The 23,861-nt window shown below is 52.1% G+C and carries 22 protein-coding genes, 2 tRNA genes, 1 pseudogene and 1 riboswitch; of the genes and pseudogenes, 18 read left to right on the top strand and 7 right to left on the bottom strand.

Annotated elements, in window-relative coordinates; all coding sequences use genetic code 11:
* Positions 1–18: 18 nt before the first annotated feature.
* From tilS to fliW, 3 genes are all read right to left on the bottom strand, one after another.
* Entirely contained in the window at positions 19–1,299 is a 1,281-nt protein-coding gene (gene tilS / locus ACG2XO_RS00655; protein WP_410498921.1) for a tRNA lysidine(34) synthetase TilS, read from the bottom strand.
* A gap of 73 nt (positions 1,300–1,372) precedes the next feature.
* The gene (locus tag ACG2XO_RS00650; protein WP_410498920.1) at positions 1,373–2,341 is read right to left on the bottom strand and encodes an acetyl-CoA carboxylase carboxyltransferase subunit alpha; all 969 of its coding nucleotides are present in this window, start codon (positions 2,339–2,341) and stop codon (positions 1,373–1,375) included.
* Between the two features lie 148 nt (positions 2,342–2,489).
* Positions 2,490–2,903 carry a flagellar assembly protein FliW gene (fliW, locus tag ACG2XO_RS00645; protein WP_410498919.1) on the bottom strand — a complete coding sequence of 138 codons (414 nt, stop codon included), beginning with the start codon at positions 2,901–2,903 and terminating at the stop codon, positions 2,490–2,492.
* Between the two features lie 217 nt (positions 2,904–3,120).
* Between fliW and flgM the strand changes: the two genes are divergently transcribed.
* The 3 genes from flgM to dapA all read left to right on the top strand — a co-directional run bounded on the left by flgM (position 3,121) and on the right by dapA (position 5,118).
* Positions 3,121–3,393: a flagellar biosynthesis anti-sigma factor FlgM gene (flgM, locus tag ACG2XO_RS00640; protein WP_410498918.1), complete on the top strand. Its 273-nt coding sequence runs from the start codon at positions 3,121–3,123 to the stop codon at positions 3,391–3,393.
* A gap of 8 nt (positions 3,394–3,401) precedes the next feature.
* A complete protein-coding gene (locus ACG2XO_RS00635; protein WP_410498917.1) occupies positions 3,402–3,854 on the top strand; it encodes a flagella synthesis protein FlgN in 453 nt (150 codons plus the stop codon).
* Positions 3,855–3,969: 115 nt separating this feature from the next.
* A riboswitch (Lysine riboswitch) is annotated at positions 3,970–4,156 on the top strand.
* An 80-nt stretch (positions 4,157–4,236) separates the two neighbouring features.
* Entirely contained in the window at positions 4,237–5,118 is an 882-nt protein-coding gene (dapA, locus tag ACG2XO_RS00630; RefSeq protein WP_410498916.1) for a 4-hydroxy-tetrahydrodipicolinate synthase, read from the top strand.
* A gap of 146 nt (positions 5,119–5,264) precedes the next feature.
* Here the strand turns inward: dapA and ACG2XO_RS00625 are convergent, their stop codons facing one another.
* The gene (locus ACG2XO_RS00625) at positions 5,265–6,554 is read right to left on the bottom strand and encodes a nitronate monooxygenase (protein ID WP_410498915.1); all 1,290 of its coding nucleotides are present in this window, start codon (positions 6,552–6,554) and stop codon (positions 5,265–5,267) included.
* Between the two features lie 139 nt (positions 6,555–6,693).
* Complete coding sequence (locus ACG2XO_RS00620) at positions 6,694–6,828, bottom strand: hypothetical protein (RefSeq protein WP_410498914.1); 135 nt, start codon at positions 6,826–6,828, stop codon at positions 6,694–6,696.
* Here ACG2XO_RS00620 and bioF point away from each other — a divergent pair.
* From bioF to ACG2XO_RS00600, 4 genes are all read left to right on the top strand, one after another.
* Complete coding sequence (gene bioF, locus ACG2XO_RS00615; RefSeq protein ID WP_410498913.1) at positions 6,827–8,005, top strand: 8-amino-7-oxononanoate synthase; 1,179 nt, start codon at positions 6,827–6,829, stop codon at positions 8,003–8,005. The two genes, ACG2XO_RS00620 and bioF, sit on opposite strands and share 2 nt — an antisense overlap.
* Positions 8,006–8,009: 4 nt before the next feature.
* Positions 8,010–8,873 carry a Rossmann-like and DUF2520 domain-containing protein gene (locus ACG2XO_RS00610; protein WP_410498912.1) on the top strand — a complete coding sequence of 288 codons (864 nt, stop codon included), beginning with the start codon at positions 8,010–8,012 and terminating at the stop codon, positions 8,871–8,873.
* Positions 8,874–8,954: 81 nt separating this feature from the next.
* Positions 8,955–9,725, top strand: a complete 771-nt coding sequence (gene bioH / locus ACG2XO_RS00605; protein WP_410498911.1) for a pimeloyl-ACP methyl ester esterase BioH — start codon at positions 8,955–8,957, stop codon at positions 9,723–9,725.
* A gap of 62 nt (positions 9,726–9,787) precedes the next feature.
* Complete coding sequence (locus tag ACG2XO_RS00600) at positions 9,788–11,260, top strand: cobyric acid synthase (protein WP_410498910.1); 1,473 nt, start codon at positions 9,788–9,790, stop codon at positions 11,258–11,260.
* A gap of 60 nt (positions 11,261–11,320) precedes the next feature.
* On the opposite strand, the gene ACG2XO_RS00595 is transcribed toward ACG2XO_RS00600, so the two are convergent.
* Positions 11,321–11,659 (bottom strand): P-II family nitrogen regulator, encoded by a 339-nt coding sequence (locus ACG2XO_RS00595; protein ID WP_410498909.1) that lies wholly within the window; start codon positions 11,657–11,659, stop codon positions 11,321–11,323.
* Positions 11,660–11,861: 202 nt separating this feature from the next.
* On the opposite strand from ACG2XO_RS00595, the gene ACG2XO_RS00590 reads away from it, so the two are divergent.
* From ACG2XO_RS00590 to ACG2XO_RS00555, 8 genes are all read left to right on the top strand, one after another.
* Positions 11,862–11,946 (top strand) — tRNA-Leu (locus ACG2XO_RS00590).
* 82 nt (positions 11,947–12,028) lie between these two features.
* The gene (tig, locus tag ACG2XO_RS00585; protein ID WP_410498908.1) at positions 12,029–13,330 is read left to right on the top strand and encodes a trigger factor; all 1,302 of its coding nucleotides are present in this window, start codon (positions 12,029–12,031) and stop codon (positions 13,328–13,330) included.
* 31 nt (positions 13,331–13,361) lie between these two features.
* Complete coding sequence (clpP, locus tag ACG2XO_RS00580) at positions 13,362–13,991, top strand: ATP-dependent Clp endopeptidase proteolytic subunit ClpP (protein WP_410498907.1); 630 nt, start codon at positions 13,362–13,364, stop codon at positions 13,989–13,991.
* A gap of 91 nt (positions 13,992–14,082) precedes the next feature.
* Positions 14,083–15,354 carry an ATP-dependent Clp protease ATP-binding subunit ClpX gene (gene clpX, locus ACG2XO_RS00575; RefSeq protein ID WP_410498906.1) on the top strand — a complete coding sequence of 424 codons (1,272 nt, stop codon included), beginning with the start codon at positions 14,083–14,085 and terminating at the stop codon, positions 15,352–15,354.
* Positions 15,355–15,482: 128 nt separating this feature from the next.
* On the top strand, positions 15,483–17,897 hold the full coding sequence (gene lon / locus ACG2XO_RS00570; RefSeq protein WP_410498905.1) for an endopeptidase La: 2,415 nt from the start codon (positions 15,483–15,485) through the stop codon (positions 17,895–17,897).
* Positions 17,898–17,981: 84 nt separating this feature from the next.
* Entirely contained in the window at positions 17,982–18,254 is a 273-nt protein-coding gene (locus ACG2XO_RS00565) for an HU family DNA-binding protein (RefSeq protein ID WP_410498904.1), read from the top strand.
* A gap of 49 nt (positions 18,255–18,303) precedes the next feature.
* A tRNA-Asp gene (locus ACG2XO_RS00560) sits at positions 18,304–18,380 on the top strand.
* A gap of 126 nt (positions 18,381–18,506) precedes the next feature.
* Positions 18,507–20,342 carry a SurA N-terminal domain-containing protein gene (locus ACG2XO_RS00555; RefSeq protein ID WP_410498903.1) on the top strand — a complete coding sequence of 612 codons (1,836 nt, stop codon included), beginning with the start codon at positions 18,507–18,509 and terminating at the stop codon, positions 20,340–20,342.
* Between the two features lie 92 nt (positions 20,343–20,434).
* Here the strand turns inward: ACG2XO_RS00555 and tsaD are convergent, their stop codons facing one another.
* Positions 20,435–21,457: a tRNA (adenosine(37)-N6)-threonylcarbamoyltransferase complex transferase subunit TsaD gene (gene tsaD, locus ACG2XO_RS00550; protein WP_410498902.1), complete on the bottom strand. Its 1,023-nt coding sequence runs from the start codon at positions 21,455–21,457 to the stop codon at positions 20,435–20,437.
* Positions 21,458–21,633: 176 nt separating this feature from the next.
* Between tsaD and rpsU the strand changes: the two genes are divergently transcribed.
* The 3 genes and pseudogenes from rpsU to dnaG all read left to right on the top strand — a co-directional run.
* Positions 21,634–21,846: a 30S ribosomal protein S21 gene (gene rpsU / locus ACG2XO_RS00545; RefSeq protein ID WP_157670867.1), complete on the top strand. Its 213-nt coding sequence runs from the start codon at positions 21,634–21,636 to the stop codon at positions 21,844–21,846.
* A 97-nt stretch (positions 21,847–21,943) separates the two neighbouring features.
* Positions 21,944–22,384, top strand: coding sequence for a GatB/YqeY domain-containing protein (locus ACG2XO_RS00540; RefSeq protein WP_410498901.1), 441 nt, complete (start codon positions 21,944–21,946; stop codon positions 22,382–22,384).
* An 18-nt stretch (positions 22,385–22,402) separates the two neighbouring features.
* Positions 22,403–23,686, top strand: a pseudogene (gene dnaG / locus ACG2XO_RS00535) (DNA primase); the annotation flags it as partial.
* Positions 23,687–23,861 lie beyond the last annotated feature (175 nt).

Below are 23,861 nucleotides of genomic sequence, written 5' to 3'. Positions count from 1 at the left end.
TGGTTCTGTCCTGTAGGGCTATACCTTGGCAGGGTAGGGGTGCCATTGAGGCATCCAGCCTTGCGCACCCGCATCTGGCTGAAATTCGTGATTGACGCCCAGTCCTGGCATGGCCGCGAGCTGCTCACCAATATAAATCAGCGGCGTCGTTTCGCGTAGCCAAGGCGCAATTTCTGCGACTTGGCAATGCGCTTTGAGTGAACGCGTCGGGCGATTGGTGCCAAGTTTGAAGTGTTCGCCGCCATGACGGCCGCGTACGCAGATGGTCGCGCCAGTGAGGAAAGCCTCGGCGATGCCACCAGACTCGGTCTTAACCCAGCGCAAAACGCCGCGCCAGTCGGGTAAATCATTGCCAGTGCTAAAGTCGGGCGTAATCGTTTGCGTTGGCCCGGCTTGCAAGCTGGCTTGCATAATATGCAAATGACCGCGATAGCGGCGCACCGCGGCGTTGCGCCAGACCAGCGCCGGATGTGTGTCGTCGGCGGCGTCAATCGCGGTGCGCAGTAATTCATTAAACGCCCGCAATTCCAGCACGATACCCGCCAGACCCAGCCAGTGGCGCAAGACATTTTTTTGCCGCACGGTGCTTAATTGTTGCCACGGGGCTAAGGCTAGGGCGTCACCATTGAGGCATTGCGCGAGATCAAGCTCGGCAATCTCGATCAGCAATTCATTGACTTCGGATTGATGTATTGCGCTGCGCGTCAATGTGGTCAAGGCTTGTGGTGATATACCCATGATGGCAGGCATGACGCGATGGCGGATTGCATTGCGTTTGTATTGCGTATCCTGATTGCTTTCGTCTTCTATCCAATGCAAATCGTGTTCTTGCGCGTAGGCGAGTAGCTCGCTGCGTGGCAGGTTGAGTAGCGGGCGCAGCAGTGTAATCGCTTCAGTCAAAGCGCGTTGCTGTGGCATCGCCGCCAAACCGGCGGGGCCGCTGCCGCGCAGCAGATTGATCAGGATGGTTTCGGCCTGATCGTTCTGATGATGCGCCAGAATAATTGCGTCGCAATCTTGCTGCTCATAAATGGCGTAACGTGCTTTGCGCGCAGTGCCCTCAATCCCGGTGCCTTGTTTCAAATCGAGCTGAACGCGTTTAATCGTGCATGCGACGTTGAGCGCTTGCGCCAAGGCCGCTGCTTGTTCGGCCCAATGATCGGCGTTGGGCGAGAGGCCGTGATGGACATGAACGGCGCTGAGCTCGAAATCGAGCTCGTCGCGCAAAGCCGCCAGCCAGTGCAGCAGCACACTCGAATCGAGCCCGCCCGAGAGCCCGACGCACAGTTTTGCGCGCATAAAATCACAACGGGAGCCTAAGCTCCCGTGTTTAATAAAGCCGTTGATTAACTCAACGGCTTGCCGAAAGCCATCAGGCTGCGGCGTCTTCTTTGAATTTGCCATGTTCCATCAAACGGTCAAAGCGTGCATCGAGTAGCTCATCAACACTTTTCGCTTTCAAAGCTTTGAGCGAATCGGCAATCGATTTTTTCATCGTCGCCATCATCGCTTGCGGATCGCGGTGTGCGCCGCCGATGGGCTCTGGAACGACTTTATCGATCAGGCCGAGTGTTTTCAGGCGCGATGCGGTAATGCCCAAGGCTTCGGCTGCGTCGGAAGCGCGTTCGGCAGTTTTCCATAGAATCGTCGCGCAACCTTCGGGTGAAATCACCGAATAAGTTGAGTATTGCAGCATCTGCACGACGTCGCCGACGGCAATCGCCAATGCACCGCCCGAGCCACCTTCGCCGATCACGGTGCAGATGACCGGTACGCGCAATTTGGCCATTTCAAATAGATTGCGGCCAATGGCTTCCGATTGCCCGCGCTCTTCAGCGCCGATGCCCGGATACGCGCCCGGTGTATCGACAAAAGTAATCACCGGGATATTGAATTTTTCGGCCAGCTTCATCATGCGCAAGGCTTTGCGATAGCCTTCCGGGCGCGGCATGCCGAAATTGCGCGCGATTTTCTCTTTGGTATCACGACCTTTCTGGTGACCAATCACCATCACGCTCTGGCCATTAAAACGTGCCAGACCGCCCACAATCGCCAGATCATCAGCAAAAGCACGATCACCGTGCAGCTCTTGAAAATCGGTAAACAGACCGGAAATATAATCGTAGGTATATGGGCGCTGCGGGTGACGCGATACCTGCGAAATCTGCCAGGGGCTTAATTTCGCATAAATATTCTTGGTGAGTTCGAGGCTTTTTTTCTCAAGGTGAGAAATCTCAACCGAAATGTCAACTGCCGAATCATCTTGTACAAAGCGCAGCTCTTCGATCTTGTTTTCAAGCTCAGCAACTGACTGCTCGAAGTCAAGGAAGGTGGTTTTCATGCTCTAAAACTCCAGAGGCGCTGTTTGCAGCGCAAGCAGGCAACCGGCATGGTCGCCCCAAAAATTGGACGCAATCATACAACAAGCCGGTAGCAAACCCAAGTAAAGTAAATATTGCCTTGCAGCAAAAAGCCGCTTAAGAAGCGGTTTAAGTATTGCTAAATACAATGTCGGCCTTAATGTCGACCTTTTGCAAACCCTTGCGCGATTGCAAGTTGATTACCAGAGGCGCGAAGGTATTGGCGCGAATGCTGTCATCACTCGGACGCGATAAGATCAGAAACAGCATGGCGTCGTTGGTGTCTGTCAGATCAATGGCGGCACATTCTTCATCGCTCAGTGTCAGGACGTAATTAAAACCCAGACGTTCAGCACCGATAATCGAGAAAGCAACGTCGGCGTCATCGAGCGATTGCAGCCAGTAAACGTTGGGATTGGGCTTGTCTTCATTGAGGAGCTTGTAGTTTTTGCAAGTTTCAAACCCGGGCAAGCCGGCAGGAAAATGAATAATGGTATCCGGATCAACTTCGATCGGACCAAACTGGCTTTGAAAAATATCCATGAACTTGCTCCTGATGGATTAGACTGATGAGGTGACTTAAACCTTACTCCATGCTGTGGCTTAAATCTATAAAATTAGTCAATTGGCCTTCAATTCAGGCGGGAATTGATCGATAGTGACTTGGATCGCTAAAGAAATTCTCTCTACTGCCGATTATAGGCATAATAGGGCAATTAATAGGACGACCACCGCCGTCTCGTACGGCAGGGGACATATCATGAAAATCGATAATTCGGGCAAGCCACTGACGAGCCTCGGTAGTAAATCGTCAGATATTCGCGCCAATGCTAGCGCGAAAAGTGACTCGAGCTCATCGGTATCGAGCAGCTTTAATAGCAAGTTGTCTGGCGTTGCCAGTAACGAAGCAACGTTTGATGCTGACAAAGTGGCAGCGATTCGCTCCGCGATTGCTGAAGGCCGCTTTGCAGTACGCCCTGAAGCGATTGCTGATGGTCTGCTATCTAGTGTAAAAGAGCTGCTGGCTCGATAAGTCTTTCCATGAGCGATTCCACGCTACACCAATTATTGGCTGCTGAACTGGTTCTGGTTCAGCAGCTAAGCGCATTGCTCACGCAAGAGCAGGATGCGTTGATCAAGCGCCAGCTTGATCTGGTTTCCCAATTGATTGATACCAAAAACATCACGCTGCAAAATCTGGAACAAGCCAGCAAAGCCAGGGTCAGCTATTGTGTTGAACGGGGTTTGCAAAGTGTCGAGCAGATCGAATCCAGTCTCGGCGAGCAGACTGCGATCTGGCATGATTTGCAGCAGGGTGCCAAACTGGCCGAAATCATGAATCGCACCAACGGCCAGCTCATCAAAACGCACGAAGAAATCAACCAGCACTTCATGAATGCCTTGGCGCAACAGCGCAACGAAGATCTGGGCTATAGCGCCGACGGCCGCCTTAGCCAGCTCTCGGCGATTGGCCGCCCTTTTGATCGCGCCTGAATCCCTCCTTAGTATTCCAATGTGAGTTCTTACTCAGTTTTGTCAGCCAAGGCGCGAGCTAAAATCAGGCTTGCGATTGACAGCACGGCATGACATGCTGAAAATATCGTTTCTGAACGACAAGAGAGGCGCCTTGCCCAGGTCGTATTGCCGAGGATTCATGTTCCATCGACGCAGTATCAGGGGGTGCAAGGCCGAAGTGTTCGCAAACATGAATTTGCGCGCACTGGTTGCAGAGGCTGAATCCTCTGGACTGTCAGCGTGTTAATTACTAATCAACGCGCTGGAGTGCTCTTGGTGATGATTCTTTTGGCGCTTTTTTGCGTCTGTCATTGCCGCACTTTCCCTCTCTCCAATCGTTATTTTTCAATTGGAGAATCGCATGGCCTCATTTTCACACGACCCCCGTCAGACTACGCTCTGGACCGCATTAATTAGCCCTTTAACGACGACTGGCGAGCTTGATCTGGCTGCGCTGAAGGCTTTGCTGCGCGAACAAGAGGCGGCTGGCAATGGTGTGTTGCTGCTCGGTTCAACCGGCGAAGGCGCAAACCTGACTTTGCGTGAGCGCCAGCAAGTGCTTGAGCACGCTTGTCGCCTTGATTTGGCCGTGCCGATTATGGTCGGTGTCGGCGGACTTGATTTGGTCAGTCAGCTCGAATGGCTCGCCTATTGCGAAACGCTGCCAGTGGCGGCGTATTTGCTGGTAACGCCAATTTACGCCAAGCCGGGCGCGCAAGGTCAGCAGCGCTGGTTTGCTGCGTTGATGGATGCGGTGAACAAACCTTGCATGTTGTACAACATCCCATCGCGCGCCGGTGTGCCGCTGTCGGACGTGGCGCTGGCGGGCTTGATTGAGCATCCCAACTGCTGGGCTGTGAAAGAATCGGGTGGCAATGCGGCGCGCTTTGCTGAACTTAAAGCTGCATTCCCGAGTGTCGCATGGTATTCAGGTGATGACGTTTTATTTGCCGAGCATGCGAAATTGGGCGCTGCGGGTCTGGTTTCGGTCGCCAGCAATGTCTGGCCGCAGCAAGTGGCAAGCTGGGTGGTGCAAGGCTTGGCAGGCGAGACGATTGGAGATTTGTTACGCAGCGCATCCGAAACGCTGTTTCTGGCCGCCAACCCGATTCCGGCCAAGGCCATCATGCACCATCAGGGCCGCATTGCATCGAACACATTGCGCTTGCCATTGTGTGCTGATGATCTGGTGAGCCTGGCACCAATTTTGGCTAAAGATCGTGAAGTCGCTGCATTGTCGTGATGGGGTATATTAATGCAGGCTAATTAATAATTGCTCTTCATCAATATACCCTGGCCATCCTCCTTGTGTATGCCATTGGCTGAGCAATAAAAAAACCCGCTGTGAAAGCGGGTTTTTTTCCATCCTTGATGTCTGATCTGCTCTGATTAAACCGCAGTTTCATCCAGCTCCGGCAGGGCTATGCGATTGTCGGTGCTGAACTGGTAGTCTTTGAAGACGTGTTCCGCAGTCAATAGCTGATAGCGGCCGTCGGGCAGTTTGTTCGTCGTGTCTTTGAGGCGGTAAGTGTAGTGACCGCAAGTCCAGCAATCGAAGTTGCGCATATGCGTGCACAGGCACGTTTTCTCGTAAACGTGAATTTCCGAGATTTTTTTCGCTGTCGGGTTTTCTTCGAGTACTTTGTTGTAGGCATTGATGTACGAGCAGTTGCCGCTCGCATCAAGCAAATAGCCGTACGCTTCGCAGTTCGGACGAATTCCCGAGCCAATTGCTGGTGTGTTTTTCAGCATCCGCATCGGATAGCCCGTTGGCGAAATCTGATTCACTTCGATCAGGTCTTCGTCAGCTTTGAAATATTCTTGTTTGACCTTGTCCGGCAGACCGCATTCTTTAGTCACGGTAAAGCGCGTCGCAACTTGTACGCCGCCGCAGCCCATTTCCAGGTATTTGACTGCATCTGAGCCGGTAAATACACCGCCGGCGGCAATTACCGGCATGTTGTCGTAACCTTGTTCTTTAATCCACGCGACGACTTCGGCAACGATGTCTTCGAGCTTGTATTCGGCCCAGTCCATGCCAAAACCGAGGTGACCACCGGCGAGTGGGCCTTCGACGACGACATAATCGGGCAGGCGGTTGGTACGCGATGATTTCTTGATGAACAACTGCAGAGCACGCACCGATGAAACGATAATGCCCAGCTTGGCTTCATGAAAGCGCGGATGATTTTCGATCAGTGCGAATGAACCCAGATGCAGGCCGGCAGCGAGCGTAATGCCGTCGATGCCGGCGTCAAGTGCCGCTGACATCCGGACGCGCAGCGTTTCTTTCGGGCTGTTCATCGTCAACTTTTCCATGCAGTTGATGAAGATCATGCCGTCGCCCTGTTTGCGTTTCATGGTTGCTTCGACGTGCAGGCGGGTGGCTTCGGCGAGCTGATCCAGATCGAACTGGACGACTGATTTGTCGCTGTTGGCAACGTTGAACTTGTATTTTTGCAGTTTTTCTTTGACGTATTTGGTGTTGTAGCGACGGTCGGTTACGGTTTTGATCATCGCATCGGAGATATGGCCGATACCGCCCAGACGACACGCCTCCAGCGCCAGATCGGCAGTGGAAATGTCAACGCCCATGCCACCAATCATGATGGGCACATATTTACTTTCATTCCCTGCGGTATCTTTAAAGGTCAGGCGAAAATCATCAACACGCTTCATTCAATCTAATCCACTGCTTTATGCGCAAGACCCAAACCATGTTTGCCGGCACATAAAATCGCTATTTTTCAGAAGGTGGAATCATATCCTTAAATGCGCATGCGTGGTACACAAGTCTTACGAGCTTAGGGAATAATTTTCATCCTGAGGCAATAAAACTGCTGGCTGGCATGTCCTTGGTATATTTCACAACGCGGCTTCGCGGCACTTTGGGCGTGGTAGTCGGCGGTTTTTCGGTAAAATGGCCGCTTCCTTTTTCCGGTTTGGCTGCCATGTCACACACCGCCGCTCCAGTACCCGTATTTCAGTTGATGGCTGATGAACTGGCCGAACGTCAGGCGAGCAGTCTGTATCGCAATCGCCGTGTGATTGATTCGCCGCAAGGCGCGCGCGTGCAGCTCAATGGCCGTGAGGTGCTCAACTTTTGCAGCAACGATTATCTGGGTCTGGCCAACCATCCGGCCATCGTCGCCGCCGCGCAGCAGGGCGCGGCCGAATGGGGCGTTGGCAGTGGTGCTGCGCATCTGGTCACTGGGCATTTCACGCCGCAGCATACGCTGGAAGAGCGGCTCGCCGCATTGAGTGGTAAACCGGCGGCGATACTGGTTTCAACCGGCTTTATGGCGAACCTGGCGGTGATTCCGGCGCTGCTCGGTCGTGGCGACGCGGTGTTTGCCGATAAACTCAATCACGCCTCGCTGAACGACGCCTGCCAGCTCGCGCGTGCTGATTTCAAACGCTTTGCGCACAACGATGTCGCACAGCTCGAACGCCTGCTGTCTGAGTCGACTTCCAAGCGCAAGTTGATCGCTGTTGACGCGGTATTTAGCATGGACGGTGATATTGCGCCGCTGGCCGAAATGCTGGCGTTGGCCGAGAAATATGATGCGCTGCTGTATATCGACGACGCGCACGGTTTTGGCGTGCTCGGCGACGGGCGCGGCACGCTGGCTGAATTAGGCATCGACTCGCCACGCATTATTTATATGGCGACCTTGGGTAAAGGTGCGGGTGTGGCGGGGGCGTATATCGCTGCAGAGCAGGTGGTGATTGATTATCTGATTAATACCGCCAGGGCGTATATCTACACCACCGCTGCGCCACCGCTGCTAGCCTGTGCGCTGCACGCCAGTTTGGACATCATCGAGCAGGATGTTGAGCGCCGCGCTCGGCTGCAGCGCCACATCGCTACTTTCCGCGCTGCACTAGCCGATGCGCCGTGCGAGTTGCTGCCTTCCAGTACCGCAATCCAGCCGATTATTGTCAAAGACAACGCCACCGCGCTGGCGCTGTCGCAAGCGCTACTCGACGCCGATATTCTGGTTGCTGCGATTCGCCCACCGACTGTACCCACGCCACGGCTGCGTGTCACTTTATCGGCGGCGCACTCTGACGCCGACGTGAAGTTGCTGTGCCGCGAAATCCGGCGTGTTTTAGCCGCGCAAGGTTGAAGCCATGCACACGATCAATCTGATTGGCGCAGGCCGCCTTGGTCAAAGTATCGCCAAGCTCGTGCAGCAAAGTGGGCAGTATCGCCTTGCTGGTCTTTATTCACGTAGCCTGGCGAGCAGTACTGCCGCTGGTATCTGGATAGGTGCAGGTGAAGTGGCCGCGCAGCTCGGCGATTTGCCAGCTGCCGATTTATGGTTGATCGCCGTGCCTGATGGCGCGATTGCGGCCGTGGCGCAAGCGCTGGCGCAGGCGGGCGTGGTCAATGCTGGCGCGGTGGTATTTCATGCCAGTGGCGCGTTGGCGGCGGATCAACTTGCTCCACTGGCCGCGCAAGGCGCACATTGCGCCAGCTGGCATCCGGCGTTTTCGTTTGCAGATCCTGCGCGCGCGGTGAGCACTTTTGCCGGTACTTTGTGCGCGCTCGAAGGCGACGCCAAGGCGGTGGCGATACTGAGCGAATTTACCACCACGATTGGTGGCAGCGCGTTTGCGCTGAGCAGCGAAGCGGGCGCGAAAGTCGCCTATCACGCTGCGCTAAGCATGGCGGCGAATTTTCTGGTGACGCTTAGCGATTTGTCGCTAAAAACGTCAGAACAGGCAGGTATTGCCCCAGAGGTCGCGCAGCAATTGGTGTTGGGGCTGATACGTCAGACTTTGAATAATATCGACAGCCTCGGCGCTGCCGCAGCGCTCACCGGCCCGATTGTCCGCGGCGACGCTGCAACGGTGGCGCAGCATCTGGCCGTGCTGTCGCCAGCCACACAGGCGGTGTATCGCGCACTGGGCGTCGCGACGGTGGCTTTGGCGGGCAAGCGGCTCACGCAGCCGCAGTCGCAAACACTGAATCATCTGCTGTGCGGCAAATAAGTTTCATGCCACAAACACAGCATTCTGCACCGTGAAGCGGTAAACTTCGCCTCCAATAAATAAGTCGTTTTTGGAATGTGAATGTGGATTGAAACGCGCGGGCGTGGCCCGGATGTGGTGTTGCTGCACGGTTGGGCGATGAATGGCACGGTGTGGAACGCCGTCGTGCGCGAGCTTGAACAAGACTTTTGCGTGCATGTCGTCGATTTACCCGGCCACGGCGGCAGCAAGTTGGCCGACGATCAAACGCTGACTTTGCAGGCGATGGTCGATGCGGTCGATGCGCAATTTCCGTTTCCGGTGCAAGTCGTTGGCTGGTCGCTCGGCGGCGCGGTCGCGACGCAGTGGGCCTTGCAGCAACGCGATAAAATTCGCTCGCTAACACTGGTCGCGTCCAGTCCGTGTTTTATGCAACGCAGCGACTGGCAACCCGCAATGGCGCAAAAGGTGTTGGAGCAATTTGCCGCAGCGCTGCAAACCGACTGGCAAGGCACATTAAAACGCTTTATCAGTCTGCAAGCGATGGGCGACGCCAGCGCTCGCGAAGTCACGCGCGAATTGCTCGCTGATTTATTCAAGCACGGCGAGCCCAAACTCGCGCATCTGGCCGATGGCCTCAATATTCTGCGCGATACCGATTTGCGCGGCGAAGTGGGCAAGATCGATTGCCCGGTGCTGCTGCAATACGGCGACCGCGACACGCTGACGCCGCTCGACGCTGGGATGTGGCTGGCCAAAACGCTGCCACAGGCGCAATTCAAATTGCACTACAAAGCCGCGCACGCGCCGTTTTTGTCGCATCTGGTTGATTTTGTCTCGACCCAAAAACAATTCTTGCTCGATAATCAATAAGGGTATTGCTCTGTAGCTGATTTTTAATATGGCTTGCAGGGCTATACCCGTCTGGATAAAACATGCCCACGCTGATGATTCAAGGCTGCACGTCCGATGCAGGTAAGTCGACTTTAACCGCAGCGCTGTGTCGGCTGCTTGTTCGCCGTGGTGTGTCGGTAGCGCCGTTCAAGCCGCAAAATATGGCGCTCAATTCGGCGGTGACCGAGGACGGCGGCGAGATTGGTCGTGCGCAAGCGGTACAGGCCGTGGCGTGTGGCCTGGCGGCGCACACCGATATGAACCCGGTGCTTTTAAAGCCTTCGAGCGATTGCCGTGCGCAGGTGATTATTCAAGGCAAAGCTATCGGTAACCTCGATGCCGTTGATTATCACCAGTACAAGGCAACGGCCAGGCACGCGGTGTTCGAGTCGTGGGGCAGGCTGGCGGCGCAGTACGACTGGGTGATCGTCGAAGGCGCGGGCAGTCCGGCTGAAGTCAATTTGCGCCAGGGCGACATCGCGAATATGGGTTTTGCCGAAGAAGCCGATTGCCCGGCGTGGCTGGTGGCCGATATTGATCGCGGCGGGGTGTTTGCGCATTTTGTCGGCACGCTGGCGTGCTTGAGCGAATCTGAGCAGGCGAGAATTCAAGGTTTCATCATCAACCGCTTTCGCGGCGATATTAGTCTGCTGCAGCCCGGCTGCGATTGGCTGGAAGCGCAAACCGGCAAGCCGGTGCTGGCCGTGGTGCCGTACTTGCATGGTTTGGATATTGCCGCCGAAGACGCGCTACCAAAAACGGTGGCCAATGCCGACGGCGAATTCCGGATTGTGATCGCAACCTTGCCGCATATCTCAAACCACACCGATTTTGATCCGCTGCGCCGCTTGCCGAATGTGCGCTGCGAATTTGCCAATCCGAATCAGCCTCTGCCCGAGTGCGATTTGCTGATTATTCCCGGCAGCAAAAATACGCAGGGCGATCTGGCACATCTGCGCGCGCAGGGTTGGGATGTGCAAATCGCGCGGCATTTGCGCTACGGCGGCAAGCTCATCGGTGTGTGCGGTGGTCTGCAGATTTTGGGTGAAACCATTGCTGATCCAAAGGGTATTGAGTCAGAAGCTAAATCTAGTATGGGCTTGGGGCATATACCCATTGCGACGGTCTTGCGGGCTGAGAAACAGCTGATCAATGTGCAAGGCCATTTATTGCGTGATGGCGCTGCGGTCAAAGGCTATGAAATTCACCTGGGCCAAAGCCAGCTGCTGCCGCATGGTGCGGATTGGCAAAGTCTGTGCATGCTCGACGATGGTCGGAGCGAGGGCTGGATTTCGCCCGACGGCCAGATTCTGGCGACCTATTTGCACGGCGTGTTTGATGAGCCGACTGCTTTGCAGAGTTTGCTGGCTTGGGCGGGTTGCCGGGTCGAGGCGGCGGCCATGCCGGATGTGCGCAACTTGCTTGAGCAGGAAATCGACCGGCTGGCCGATGCGCTGGATAAGGCGATGGATTGGGAAAAAGCCACAAGGACAGGGTTGTTTCTGGCTGATTGATCGGGTATTGGGTCGTAGGTTTTATGGGTATTGCCTTGGCGGGCAATACCCAGGATTGATTTAGACGGCTTGATCGTTGATTTCGCCAGTACGGATCCGCACCACGTGCTCGACTGGACTTACGAAAATCTTGCCATCACCAATCTTGCCTGTGTGCGCGGCCTTGACGATGCCTTCGATCGCAGTTTCGACCTGATCGTCCGACAGTACGACTTCGATTTTTACTTTCGGCAGGAAATCGACGACGTATTCAGCGCCGCGATACAGCTCGGTATGGCCTTTCTGGCGGCCAAAACCTTTGACTTCGGTCACCGTCAGGCCGGAAATGCCCAGATCAGACAGGGCTTCACGCACTTCGTCGAGTTTGAACGGTTTGATGATGGCTTCGATTTTTTTCATGGCTTAATCCAGGGAGCAATTGAATGGAATGTCCGTGAGTATAACGGCGGCGTTGCTACCTTGCCACGCTAGTGTATTGACAAGGATTCGAGCGTTAGCAGGAAAGAAAAGATTTTCAAGAATTTATTGTGCTTTTTTCTGGCGGTACTCTATAATGCGCTCCTAGAACATTTCTGTGATCATATTGTTGATTGCAAAATATGCGAGCGTGGCGGAATTGGTAGACGCACTGGATTTAGGTTCCAGCGCCGTAAGGTGTGAGAGTTCGAGTCTCTCCGCTCGCACCATCGAATTATCCCAAATACTGAAGTAAGACCAAAGTCTATTGCCGGGTGAGCCCATCCGGAACACCTGTGAGGAATACTGGCCATGCAAGCACAATTGGAAACTTTGAGCGCTCTGGAACGTCGCCTGTCGATTGCCGTGCCGCGCGCCGAGATCAGCAAACAAGTGGATGCACGCCTGCAACGCGTTGCAAAAACTGCAAAAATTGATGGCTTCCGTCCAGGTAAAGCCCCGCTGAAAGTGGTCTTCCAGAATTACGGTTTCCGTATTCAGGAAGAAGTGCTGGGTGAAACCGTTGAGCGCAGCTTTGGTGAAGCCGTTGTTGCACAAAAACTGCAAGTGGCGGGTTACCCTCGTTTCGAACCTAAAGAAACGGCGGAAGACGGCGATTTCGAATTTTCGGCAACTTTTGAAGTCTATCCGGAAGTCAAAGTCGGCGATCTGACTGGCGTTGAACTGCAAAAACCGACTTTGAGCGTGGGTGATGCGGAAGTTGATAAGACGGTTGAAATCTTGCGCAGCCAGCGTACCCGTTACGAGCGCGTTGAGCGTGCCGCAGCCGATGGCGACCGCGTGATTATCGACTTCAAAGGTTCTATCGACGGCGAAGCCTTCGCTGGTGGCTCTTCTGAAAACTACGCATTCCTGATCGGTAAAGGCCAGATGTTGCCTGAGTTTGAAGCCGGCGTGGTTGGCATGAAAGAAGGCGAAAGCAAAGACGTTACCGTTAATTTTCCAGCCGAATACCACGGTAAAGACGTTGCAGGCAAAACGGCTGTATTTGCCATTACCGTTAAAAATGTTGCTGCTGCGATCTTGCCTGAAGTGGATGCCGAGTTTGCAAAAAGCCTGGGTATTGCTGATGGCGACGTCGCCAAAATGCGCGCTGAAGTGAAAGCCAATCTGGAGCGCGAAGTGCGTTTCCGTTTGAAATCACGCATTAAAGATACTGCGCTGAGCGCGGTAATTGATGCGACGCCAATCGACTTGCCAAAATCATTGGTCGCGATGGAAATCGGCCGTCTGGTTGAAGGCGCTAAAGCGGATATGCAGGCGCGCGGTATTGACCCGAAAATGGTGCCATTTAATGCTGCGATGTTTGAAGCGCAAGCGAAACGCCGCGTTCATCTGGGTCTGACTTTGTCTGAACTGGTTAAAGCTGAGAAACTTGAAGCCAAACCAGAACAAATCAAAGCGATCATCGAAGATCTGGCGCAAAACTACGAAGATCCATCTGAAGTCGTTGCTTGGTACTACGAGAGCCCGGAACGTCTGGCTGCGCCGACCAATATGGCGCTGGAAGACAATGTCGTTGAGTTCGTGTTGTCAAAAGCCAAAGTGACCGAGCAAGCGGTTGCGTTTGATGAATTGATGGGTCAACAATAAGCGATTACAGCTTATTTGATGAGGGGTTGGAATGTCTCGTATGGAATTTGATCCGCAAAATATTGGTCTGGTACCGATGGTCGTTGAGCAAAGCGGCCGTGGTGAGCGTGCGTATGATATTTATTCACGTTTGCTGAAAGAGCGGGTCATTTTTTTGGTCGGTCAGGTCAATGACCAGATGGCCAATCTGATCGTGGCGCAGTTGCTGTTTCTCGAGTCAGAAAATCCAGACAAAGACATTTCGCTCTATATCAATTCGCCAGGTGGTTCGGTGACTGCCGGTATGGCGATTTACGATACGATGAAATTTATCAAACCTGACGTATCGACTTTGTGCGTCGGGATGGCGGCTTCAATGGGCGCTTTCCTGTTGTCGGGTGGTACTAAGGGTAAACGTTTCTCATTGCCCAATTCGCGGATCATGATTCATCAGCCGCTGATTGGTGGTTTGCAGGGTCAGGCGTCGGATATTGAAATCCATGCCCGGGAGCTGATTAAAACCAAACGTACTTTGAATGAATTGCTGGCGAGTCACACTGGCCAGGATATTGAAACGGTTGAACGCGATACTGACCGGGATAATTTCATGAATGCCGAAGAAGCCAAGGCTTACGGCCTCGTGGATCAGGTCTTGGTATCACGAGCAGCACTGGCAGGTTAATTCCTGAGTCAGATACATCGAGGCCGCCAGCATCACTGGCGGCTTTTTCTTCTCTAATTGGTTTCTGCTTGTTTTGAAATTCGGAAATAGCATGTCTGATAAGTCTGGTGACAAACTTTTGTATTGTTCATTCTGTGGCAAAAGCCAGCACGAAGTCCAAAAGCTGATCGCTGGCCCGCAGGTTTTTATTTGTAACGAATGCATTGATTTATGCACCGATGTGATTCGCGAAGAGTCAGCGCAAGTCGGCGATATTACGCCACAAACACCGGACGGCAAACGCTTGCCCCTACCGACCGAAATCCGCGATGTGCTGAATCAGTATGTGGTTGGTCAGGAGCGTGCCAAGAAAATTCTGGCCGTTGCAGTCTACAACCACTACAAACGCCTTTCGACTAAAGGCCGCAGTGCTGAGGGCGAGGTTGAGCTTGCCAAGTCAAATATTTTGCTGATTGGGCCAACTGGCTCAGGTAAAACGCTGCTGGCGCAAACTTTGGCCAAAACGCTGGACGTGCCGTTTGTGATCGCCGATGCGACGACACTGACCGAAGCAGGTTATGTCGGTGAAGACGTCGAACATATTATTGCCAAACTGCTGGCTCAGTGTGATTACGATGTCGAAAAAGCTCAGCGTGGCATTGTTTATCTCGACGAAGTGGACAAGATTGCCCGCAAATCGGAAAACCCATCGATTACTCGTGACGTATCGGGTGAGGGCGTGCAACAGGCCTTGCTCAAGCTGATCGAAGGCACGGTAGCTTCAGTACCGCCGCATGGTGGTCGCAAGCACCCGAACCAAGATATGCCGAAAGTCGATACGACCAATATCCTGTTTATTTGTGGCGGCGCTTTTGAAGGCTTGGACAAGATTATCCGTAATCGCTCGGTCAAGGGCGGGATTGGTTTTGGTGCGCAAGTGTCCAGCAAAGACGAAAGCAAAGGCATTGGCGCTTTGTTGCATGAAGTTGAGCCGGACGATTTGATTCGTTTTGGCCTGATTCCTGAATTTGTCGGCCGTTTGCCTGTGGTTGCTACACTGGCCGAGCTCGATGAGGCTGCGCTGATTTCGATTCTGACTGAGCCGAAAAATGCGCTGATCAAACAGTATCAAAAATTGTTCAGCATGGAAGACGTCGAGCTGGAAGTGCAGGGCGACGCCTTGTTGGCGATTGCCAAAAAAGCGATGGAGCGTAAAACGGGTGCCCGCGGCTTGCGCTCGATTGTCGAGCAAACGCTGCTCGATACGATGTTTGAATTGCCTGCGATGAAAGGCATTGCCAAAGTTGTTGTTAGCCCGGAAGTGATTGCTGGAAAGTCTTCGCCAGAGTATGTCTCTGTAGCCGCCGAAAAGACTGCTGGCTAAGCATATACCCTGCGCCCAGCTGCAATCGGTTCTCGATTGTGGCTGGGCGTATGTTTTTTTGCGTAACGATTGAATTAATCGCTACTTGACCGCATATTGTCCCTATATCCTCGATCAGGTCATAAAAAATGTCTGAGCATTCATTACTGCCCGCCGAATCTACTTCATTTCCTGTGTTGCCATTACGCGATGTCGTTGTTTTTCCGCATATGGTGATCCCCTTGTTTGTTGGTCGTCCAAAGTCGATTAAAGCGCTTGAAGCTGCGATGGACTCCGGCAAACATATTTTGCTCGTGGCGCAGAAAAATGCCGCCAAGGATGAGCCCAGCTTTGCTGATATTTACCCGATTGGCACGGTCGCGACCGTTTTGCAATTGCTGAAATTACCTGATGGCACGGTCAAAGTGCTGGTCGAAGGTTTGCAGCGTGCCCATGTTGAGCAACTACTCGATGACGATGGCTTTTATCGCGTCATGGCGACGCCGCAAGCGCCCGAGCCGGAAGACAGCAATGAAACCGAAGCAATGCGCCGGACTTTACTTGCGCAATTTGATCAGTACGTAAAACTGAATAAGAAAATCCCGCCGGAAATTCTGTCGTCGCTCTCTGGTATTGAAACGGCTGGGCGTCTGGCTGATACGGTGGCTGCACACCTGCCTTTGAAGTTGGAGCAAAAACAGTCCGTGCTCGAAATGGAAGACGTTGCAGCACGGATGGATCATTTGCTCAAGCAATTGGAGTCCGAGCTGGACATCTTGCAAGTAGAAAAGCGCATTCGCGGCCGCGTAAAGCGTCAGATGGAAAAAAGCCAGCGCGAATATTATTTGAACGAGCAAGTGAAAGCGATCCAGAAAGAATTGGGCGAGCTCGATGAAAATGCCGATCTGGACGAGCTGGAAAAACGTATCAAAACCGCCGGTATGAGCAAGGAAGCACGTGAAAAAACCGAAGGTGAATTGAAAAAACTGCGCATGATGTCACCCATGTCGGCCGAAGCGACCGTCGTGCGCAATTACATCGATACGATTCTGGCGCTGCCATGGAAGAAAAAAACCAAAATCAGCAAGGATATTGCCGAGGCAGATACGATTCTGGATGCCGATCACTACGGGCTGGAAAAGGTCAAAGAGCGTATTGTTGAGTACCTCGCAGTACAAACTCGCGTTGAAAAACTCAAAGGGCCAATTTTGTGTCTGGTAGGCCCGCCTGGCGTGGGTAAAACATCGCTGGGCGAGAGTATTGCCCGTGCGACCAATCGCAAGTTTGTCCGCATGGCTCTGGGCGGTGTGCGTGACGAGGCTGAGATTCGCGGCCACCGTCGCACTTATATTGGCTCTATGCCGGGCAAAATTTTACAAAGCATGACCAAGGTCGGCGTGAAAAATCCGCTGTTCCTGCTCGACGAGGTTGATAAGCTTGGTAGCGACTTCCGTGGTGATCCATCGTCGGCTTTGCTCGAAGTGCTTGACCCTGAGCAAAACCATTCATTCAGTGATCATTACCTTGAAGTCGATTACGACTTGTCCGACGTGATGTTTGTTGCGACGGCGAATTCGCTCAATATTCCTGCTCCCCTGCTTGATCGGATGGAAATCATTCGTTTGTCAGGTTACACCGAAGATGAAAAGGTCAATATCGCGCTTAAATACCTTGTTCCCAAGCAAATGAAGAACAACGGTGTGAAAGAGGGTGAATTGCAAATTGCCGATACTGCGGTGCGCGATATTATTCGCTACTACACCCGTGAAGCGGGGGTACGTAGTCTGGATCGCGAAATTGCAAAATTATGCCGTAAAGTAGTCAAGGCCTTATTGCTCAAACCGTCGGACAAGAAAGTGCTGATCACGGCGAAAAACCTGGATAAATACCTGGGTGTTCATCGTTATGACTTTGGTGTGGCCGAGCAGAAAAATCAGGTAGGTCAGGTTACTGGCTTGGCGTGGACTGAAGTCGGTGGTGAATTACTGACGATTGAAACGGTGAAGCTGCCTGGCAAAGGCAAAATGATCCAGACCGGTAAACTCGGCGATGTGATGCAGGAATCGATTCAGGCGGCTTTGTCAGTGGTGCGTTCCCGTGCCGAAAGCCTGGGGATTGATCCTGAGTTTTATCAGAAGAACGACATGCATATCCACTTGCCCGAAGGTGCGACACCAAAAGATGGTCCATCGGCGGGTATTGGCATAGCGACGGCGCTGACATCGGTGTTGACGGGTATACCCGTACGTTGCGATGTGGCCATGACCGGTGAAATTACTTTGCGCGGTGAAGTGTTGCCTATTGGTGGTTTGAAAGAAAAGTTGCTGGCAGCTCACCGTGGCGGCATCAAGCAGGTGTTGATTCCGGAAGGGAATGTCAAAGACTTGAGCGAAATTCCGGATAATGTGAAGCGCGGTCTTGCTATTCATCCGGTCAAGTGGTTTGATGAGGTCTTGGCTTATGCACTTGAGCGCACGCCAGTAGCAACAGCAGTAGAAACCGCGTCAAATGATGCCATTGCCGCAACAAACGTAGACACAAACCAACACAGCCTCAAGCATTAATTGACACTTATTTTGGGGTCTTGATATAAACATCTGGCAATGTACCAACCAGATTCATCTAATCAAAATTGAAAGGGGATGTAAGTGAATAAATCGGAACTCATCGATGCAATCGCCGAATCAGCAGGCCTGTCTAAAGCCGCAGCTGGTAAAGCGCTGGATGCAACCGTAGAAGCGATCTCCACCGCGCTTAAAAGTGGTCAGGAAGTGACGCTGGTTGGTTTTGGCTCTTTCTACGTTTCTGAGCGTGAAGAGCGTACTGGCCGTAATCCACGTACTGGCGAATCGATCAAAATCGCCGCAGCAAAACAGCCTAAATTCCGTGCAGGTAAATCACTGAAAGATGCGGTTCAGTAATTAGGATTGCTGGGTTTGGGGTTTTCGTGAGTAGGGAATCCTAAACTTTGGAGTGGTAGTTCAGTTGGTTAGAATACCGGCCTGTCACGCCGGGGGTCGCGGGTTCGAGTCCCGTCCACTCCGCCAAAAATCTCAAGGGCAAACGTCTAGTTTGCCCTTTTGTTTTATGCGCAGAATGTGGCCTCCGGTAAAGACATGCAAGTCACTATCTGGCATGATAGCGCGCATATAAAAAGCAGGAGTAGGTCGTCCATGTTTGATTTCGTACACAATAATAAAACTGCCGTTCAAATTGTTCTGGGTTTGATTTCACTGGGGCTTGTTGTCGGAATCGGCTTTAGTGGTTACAGCGCAATGGGAGGGGAGGATTATCTTGCCAAGGTGGGTAAATCGCGAATTACTCAGCGTGAACTTGCCGAAGCAATCGGTAATCAGGCAGTGTCAAATGAAATGAAACCCATGATCGTCGAGCAATTGGTTCGCCAGCAATTGTTGCTGGAAAAAGCACGTGAGCTGCGTCTGGCCGTGCCTGATGCTACTTTGCGCGATAGTATTGCGACAATCCCTGCTTTTCAAGTTGATGGCAAGTTTGATGCTCAGCGTTATCAGGAGTTACTTGCATCTCGGCAAATGACCCCTGCCATGTTTGAAGACAAACTGAAGCAAGATATTCTTTTGCGTCAACTGATGGATGGTGTGGTGCAAACTGGTTTTGTGTCTAATACCCAATTGCAGCGCCTGAATGCCTTGATGGGGGAAAAGCGCGAGGTATCCGTTGCGGTGCTGGCTGCTGACTTGTATCTCAATCAGGTATCAGTTGACGATGCTGAAGTCAAAAAATACTACGATGCCAATCAGGCTCAATTCAAATCACCTGATATGGTCAAGCTTGAATATGTGGTCTTCTCGCAAGCCGAGCTGGCCGCGCAGCAGCAGCTTGCTGATGCCGATGTGCAGAAGTATTTCGACGAGCACAAAGCAGATCTTGCTAAAGAAGAACGTAAAGTCAGCCACATCCTGTTGACGACTTCAAAAGAAATGAAGGCAGAAGAAAAAGCCAAAGTGCGTGCGCAAGCATTGCAAATTTTGGCTGAAGTGAAGAAAAATCCTGCGCAATTTGCGGCCCTGGCCAAGACGAAATCACAAGACCCGGGTTCTGCTGCCAATGGTGGTGATTTGGGTTTTTTTGCTAAGGGGGCGATGGTTAAGCCTTTTGAAGATGCTGCCTTTAAGTTAATTAAGGGGCAAATCAGTGATTTGGTGGAAACCGATTTCGGATTTCATATCTTGAAGCTGGATGATATTAAAGGTGCGACATTTGCTGAAGTGAAGCCACAAATCGAAGAAAAGTTGAAGCTTGAGAAGGCATTGGCTGCTTTTCAGTCGCAATCTGAAAAATTCAATGAGTTGGTTTATCAGCAGGCAGATAGTTTGAAACCTGTTGCTAATGAGTTAAAACTCAAGATCAATCAAAGCGGTTGGGTGACACGTGCTCAGGCGCAAGAGTCACTGCTGAATAATCCGAAATTGCTTGAGGCAGTTTTTTCGGATGATGTACTGAAGAAAAAACACAATTCTGAGGCAATTGAGTTGGCTCGTGGTCAGCTGATTTCGGCGCGGGTGCTTGAGTTTAAGTCTGCTCAAGTTCAGACATTGGCCGACGTGAAGGCAGGTATTGTTGCCAAGCTGAAGCAGGAAAAAGCATTGAAGTTGGCTGAGGTTGATGGTCAGGCCAAGCTTAAGGCATTGAATGCGGGTTCTGCTGTTGCGGTGAGTTGGGGTGAGGTGCAGCAGCTTGGTCGCCTTGGTGCGCCAGGGCTTGCGCAGCCAGAATTGCAGGCGATTTTTAAAGCGGATAACCGTCAGCAGTCAGCTTATGTTGGTGCTAATGTCCCCGGTAAAGGTTATGTGCTTTACAAGGTGGGTAAAACGATAGCTGCTCCGACGCTGAATCCAGAGAACAAATTCAAGCTGGATGAAGAGCTATCAAAAATGTATGCACAGGTTGAATTGTCTGCCTTTATGGAGGCCATCAAAAAAGATATCAAGGTGCAATACAGTAAGCAGTTGCTTAAAAAGGCTGAATAACAATGGCAAAGCCTGGTGAATCATTATCGGGCTTAAGGAATGAGACGGTTAACGAGAAAGGTCGTTAACCGTCTTTTTTTATTTATGATTTGTTATGCGTTTGGCAGGCTACCCAGATCCCAGCGTGGCTGAATAGCAAAGGACCCCGCCATTTGTTGAAACTTCAATCGTTGTGCGCCTGCATAAGCGATCATTGCGCCATTGTCGGTGCAGAGTGCCATCGGCGGATAGAAGACTTCCAGCTTGCGTTTTTGTGCGGCATCGTCGAGCGCTGCACGCAGTTGCTTGTTAGCTCCGACGCCGCCAGCAATAACCAAACGTTGCATGCCGGTTTGTTTTAGTGCTGCTAATGATTTTTTGACTAATACCTCGACAATGGCGGCCTGAAATGCAGAACAAATGTCCGCACGGGTCGCATCGTCAAGTGGTGCGTCTTTCGATTGCTGGTTCACCAACTGCAATACGGCGGTCTTTAGTCCGGAAAAGCTCATGTCGAGAGTACCTGAATGCAACATGGGGCGCGGCAGGGTAAATCGAGTTGCATCGCCAGTGTCGGCCAGTTTGGAGAGTGCAGGGCCGCCGGGATAGCCCAAGCCCAATAGCTTTGCTGATTTATCAAATGCTTCTCCGGCGGCATCGTCAACTGTTTCGCCGAGCAATTCATATTGGCCAATACCGCGTACCGCCATTAACTGTGTATGTCCGCCAGACACCAAGAGCGCAACAAATGGGAAATCAGGCGCAGGATTGGAAAGGCAAGGTGAGAGTAGGTGACCTTCTAAATGGTGAACTGCAATAGTTGGTTTGCCAAGTGCGAACGCCATTGCATTTGCAACCGAGGCACCAACCAGTAATGCGCCGGCCAAGCCGGGTCCGGCGGTGTAGGCAATGGCATCAATATCGGCTAACTCGCGTTTCGCATCGATCAGGCAGGCAGTGGTGAGTGGTAAAACACGACGAATATGGTCGCGCGAAGCGAGCTCAGGTACGACCCCGCCATATTCGCTGTGCATGGCAATTTGGGTGTGTAATTGATGGGCTAGTAAGCCGTTTTCGGTGTCGTATAATGCAACACCCGTTTCATCGCAGGATGATTCAATCCCCAAAACCAACATATTGCTAACCTAAATGAATGCTACAAAAACACTATGGTAGCTGGCGTGGGCGCAACAATAAAGTCTTTGATGCTTTTCATGCTTTGACAAGCGTGAATAAATTGGGGATAATGCCACCCTTTACTAGTTTCTCTAGCCAGTTTGGCTAAAGCTTTTATTTACACAGGACTCGATTAATGCCTTCAGTTCGCGTTAAAGAAAACGAACCGTTCGAAGTAGCAATGCGCCGCTTCAAGCGTTCTGTTGAAAAAACTGGCCTGCTCACCGAACTTCGTGCTCGCGAGTTCTATGAGAAGCCAACTGCTGAACGTAAACGTAAATTGGCTGCCGCTGTTAAGCGTCAACACAAACGTCTGCGTAGCCAGCAATTGCCAGCTAAACTCTACTAAGAGTTAGTCTGCAATAAAGCAAAAGGTCGCCGTGTGCGACCTTTTGTTGTTTATGCTCGTTATACTGTTACACCGTCGATGAATGCTGGAGCTAAAAATGAGTTTGAAAGCGCAAATTACCGCTGATATGAAAACGGCAATGAAAGAAAAGCAGATTGAACGTCTCGGGACGATTCGTTTGCTCTTGGCAGCGATGAAGCAGCGCGAGGTCGACGAGCGTATCGAGCTCTCCGATACCGATATCGCGACTATCATCGAAAAAATGGTCAAGCAGCGCAAAGATAGTATTTCTCAATTTGAAGCTGCACAACGTCTGGATCTGGCGGACAAGGAAAAGGCTGAGCTGGTCGTGCTCGCTGACTATATGCCGCAGCAATTGAGTGCCGAAGAAATTGCCACTTTCCTCGATGAGGCCATCGCGACGCACGGTAATGCTCCGGCTAGCATGGGTAAAATCATGGCTGATCTGAAACCGAAAATGGCCGGCCGCGCCGATATGGCTGAAGTGAGTAAGTTGATCAAAGCGCGTTTGGGTTAAGGCGAAAGGGCGGACGTCATGGCGCGCATCCCTGAGGACTTTATTCAGGATTTGCTCAATCGCGTGGATATTGTCGACGTGGTTGAGCGCTATCTGCCGCTGAAAAAAGCGGGCCAGAATTACATGGCGTGCTGCCCGTTTCACAAAGAAAAATCCCCTTCATTTACCGTTAGTCAAACCAAGCAGTTTTATCACTGCTTTGGCTGTGGGGCGCATGGCTCGGCGCTCAGTTTTGTGATGGAGCATCAGGCGCTCGGTTTTCCTGATGCTGTGCGTCAATTAGCCGAGTCGGTCGGCATGCAGGTGCCTGTGGAAGACAAGCCACAAACCGAAGAGCAAAAAAAGGCGCCCGGCATTTACGATGTACTGAAAACGGCGTTCGACTTTTATCGCGGTCAGCTTAAAACAGCACCGCAAGCAATTGAATATTTCAAAAAACGCGGTGTAACAGGTAAGACGGCGGCGCGTTTTGGTTTGGGTTTTGCTGGTGGTGAGTTTGGTAAACCCGCGTTGAAAGCTGTATTTCCCGATTACGACTGGAATGCGGTTTTGGTGGAGGCGGGTTTGGTGATTCAGAATGAAGAAACTCGCCAGCGCTATGATCGATTTCGTGATCGTGTGATGTTTCCGATTATGAATCAGCGTAGCCAGATTATTGGTTTTGGTGGGCGCATCATGGGGCAGGGCGAGCCTAAATACCTTAACTCGCCTGAAACGCCGGTTTTTGTGAAAGGGCACGAATTATATGGCTTGCCGCAGGCGCGCGCGGCGATTCGCGATCATGGTCGTGTTTTGGTTGTAGAGGGCTATATGGACGTCGTGATGTTGCATCAGCACGACGTTGAATACGCAGTGGCGTCGTTGGGGACGGCGTGTACGCCCGAGCATATTCGCAAATTATTGAAACTTGCCGACGAAGTGGTTTTTGGTTTTGATGGCGATAAAGCCGGACGGCGTGCGGCGTGGCGGGCGCTGGAAAATAGTATTCCCGAGGTGCGTGACGGCAAAGAGTTGCGTTTCCTCTTTCTGCCGCCCGAGCATGATCCGGATTCGTATGTGCAGGAGTTTGGCAAAGCGCAATTCGAGCAATTAATTGCGCAAGATGCATTGCCTTTGTCGCAATATTTGCTGAAAGAATTATCGGCGCAAGTGGATTTGACGATGGAAGAGGGGCGGGCAAAGCTGCTGAGGCTAACCCAGCCTTATCTGGAGCAGCTCGTTCTGGCTCCGATATTAAAGTTGATGCTAAGTAAGCGGCTCGCGGAATTGTGTCAGTTGACAATGGAAGAGATGAATTTGTTGCTATCAGGGGTATCTTCTTCTAAGTCTCGTAGTGATTGCCCTGCAGGAAAATACCTGCCTGATGTATCGGTTGCTGATGTCGCGCAAGAGGTGATGGACGCTAATGCTAATACTCGGCGGCAGGCTCAGTTTGGACAAAGAAAACCATGGCTGCCTAAGCGCGCTTTTTCGGGGG

It is taken from the genome of Chitinibacter sp. S2-10 (assembly GCF_046530675.1).
Classification (GTDB): Bacteria; Pseudomonadota; Gammaproteobacteria; order Burkholderiales; family Chitinibacteraceae; genus Chitinibacter.
Note: the sequence above shows the minus strand (reverse complement) of the source record. Positions and strands in the feature narration are given on the sequence as shown.

Coding starts and splice junctions, on each gene's coding strand:
- tilS (WP_410498921.1), bottom strand. CDS start 1,299: ATGCGCGCAAAACTGTGCGTCGGGCTCTCGGGCGGGCTCGATTCGAGT.
- bioF (WP_410498913.1), top strand. CDS start 6,827: ATGTCACACACCGCCGCTCCAGTACCCGTATTTCAGTTGATGGCTGAT.
- ACG2XO_RS00625 (WP_410498915.1), bottom strand. CDS start 6,554: ATGAAGCGTGTTGATGATTTTCGCCTGACCTTTAAAGATACCGCAGGG.
- ACG2XO_RS00610 (WP_410498912.1), top strand. CDS start 8,010: ATGCACACGATCAATCTGATTGGCGCAGGCCGCCTTGGTCAAAGTATC.
- tsaD (WP_410498902.1), bottom strand. CDS start 21,457: ATGTTGGTTTTGGGGATTGAATCATCCTGCGATGAAACGGGTGTTGCA.
- ACG2XO_RS00540 (WP_410498901.1), top strand. CDS start 21,944: ATGAGTTTGAAAGCGCAAATTACCGCTGATATGAAAACGGCAATGAAA.
- ACG2XO_RS00635 (WP_410498917.1), top strand. CDS start 3,402: ATGAGCGATTCCACGCTACACCAATTATTGGCTGCTGAACTGGTTCTG.
- ACG2XO_RS00620 (WP_410498914.1), bottom strand. CDS start 6,828: ATGGCAGCCAAACCGGAAAAAGGAAGCGGCCATTTTACCGAAAAACCG.
- dapA (WP_410498916.1), top strand. CDS start 4,237: ATGGCCTCATTTTCACACGACCCCCGTCAGACTACGCTCTGGACCGCA.
- fliW (WP_410498919.1), bottom strand. CDS start 2,903: ATGGATATTTTTCAAAGCCAGTTTGGTCCGATCGAAGTTGATCCGGAT.
- ACG2XO_RS00650 (WP_410498920.1), bottom strand. CDS start 2,341: ATGAAAACCACCTTCCTTGACTTCGAGCAGTCAGTTGCTGAGCTTGAA.
- ACG2XO_RS00555 (WP_410498903.1), top strand. CDS start 18,507: ATGTTTGATTTCGTACACAATAATAAAACTGCCGTTCAAATTGTTCTG.
- tig (WP_410498908.1), top strand. CDS start 12,029: ATGCAAGCACAATTGGAAACTTTGAGCGCTCTGGAACGTCGCCTGTCG.
- ACG2XO_RS00595 (WP_410498909.1), bottom strand. CDS start 11,659: ATGAAAAAAATCGAAGCCATCATCAAACCGTTCAAACTCGACGAAGTG.
- clpP (WP_410498907.1), top strand. CDS start 13,362: ATGTCTCGTATGGAATTTGATCCGCAAAATATTGGTCTGGTACCGATG.
- lon (WP_410498905.1), top strand. CDS start 15,483: ATGTCTGAGCATTCATTACTGCCCGCCGAATCTACTTCATTTCCTGTG.
- rpsU (WP_157670867.1), top strand. CDS start 21,634: ATGCCTTCAGTTCGCGTTAAAGAAAACGAACCGTTCGAAGTAGCAATG.
- ACG2XO_RS00600 (WP_410498910.1), top strand. CDS start 9,788: ATGCCCACGCTGATGATTCAAGGCTGCACGTCCGATGCAGGTAAGTCG.
- bioH (WP_410498911.1), top strand. CDS start 8,955: ATGTGGATTGAAACGCGCGGGCGTGGCCCGGATGTGGTGTTGCTGCAC.
- flgM (WP_410498918.1), top strand. CDS start 3,121: ATGAAAATCGATAATTCGGGCAAGCCACTGACGAGCCTCGGTAGTAAA.
- clpX (WP_410498906.1), top strand. CDS start 14,083: ATGTCTGATAAGTCTGGTGACAAACTTTTGTATTGTTCATTCTGTGGC.